The following is a 1,117-nucleotide window of genomic DNA, read 5'->3' as shown; positions in this document are numbered from 1 at the left end:
TGTCTAAAGAAAAGTTTGAACGTTCAAAACCGCACGTTAACGTTGGTACTATCGGCCACGTTGACCACGGTAAAACTACCCTGACTGCTGCAATCACCACCGTTCTGGCGAAAACTTACGGCGGTAGCGCTCGTGCATTCGATCAAATCGATAACGCACCAGAAGAAAAAGCGCGTGGTATCACCATCTCTACTTCTCACGTAGAGTACGATACTCCAACTCGTCACTACGCACACGTCGACTGCCCAGGCCACGCCGACTATGTGAAAAACATGATCACTGGTGCTGCTCAGATGGACGGCGCGATCCTGGTTGTTGCTGCAACTGATGGCCCAATGCCACAGACTCGTGAGCACATCCTGCTGGGTCGCCAGGTAGGCGTTCCATACATCATCGTATTCCTGAACAAATGTGACATGGTTGATGATGAAGAGCTGCTGGAACTGGTAGAAATGGAAGTGCGTGAGCTGCTGTCTCAGTACGATTTCCCAGGTGACGACACTCCAATTATCCGTGGTTCTGCACTGAAAGCACTGGAAGGCGAAGCTGAGTGGGAAGCGAAGATCATTGAACTGGCAGACGCGCTGGATTCCTACATCCCAGAACCAGAGCGTGACATTGATAAGCCATTCCTGCTGCCAATCGAAGACGTATTCTCCATCTCCGGCCGTGGTACCGTTGTAACCGGTCGTGTAGAGCGCGGTATCGTTAAAGTGGGTGACGAAGTTGAAATCGTTGGTATCAAAGAAACCACTAAAACGACTTGTACTGGCGTTGAAATGTTCCGCAAACTGCTGGACGAAGGCCGTGCAGGTGAGAACGTTGGTGTTCTGCTGCGTGGTACTAAGCGTGATGACGTTGAGCGTGGTCAGGTTCTGGCGAAACCAGCGTCTATCCACCCACACACTCAGTTCGAATCTGAAGTTTATATCCTGAGCAAAGATGAAGGTGGCCGTCATACTCCATTCTTCAAAGGTTACCGTCCACAGTTCTACTTCCGTACAACTGACGTAACCGGTACTATCGAACTGCCAGAAGGCGTAGAGATGGTCATGCCAGGTGACAACATCAACATGAAAGTTACCCTGATTGCTCCAATCGCAATGGACGACGGTCT

Annotated in this window: 1 protein-coding gene; it reads left to right on the top strand. The window is 50.5% G+C overall.

The window, feature by feature from the left end; genetic code table 11:
• On the top strand, positions 1-1,117 hold a 1,117-nt coding region (gene tuf, locus Xvie_RS20335), incomplete at both ends, for an elongation factor Tu (protein WP_086110886.1).

The sequence above is a fragment of the Xenorhabdus vietnamensis genome (assembly GCF_002127535.1).
GTDB lineage: Bacteria > Pseudomonadota > Gammaproteobacteria > Enterobacterales > Enterobacteriaceae > Xenorhabdus > Xenorhabdus vietnamensis.
Note: the sequence above shows the minus strand (reverse complement) of the source record. Positions and strands in the feature narration are given on the sequence as shown.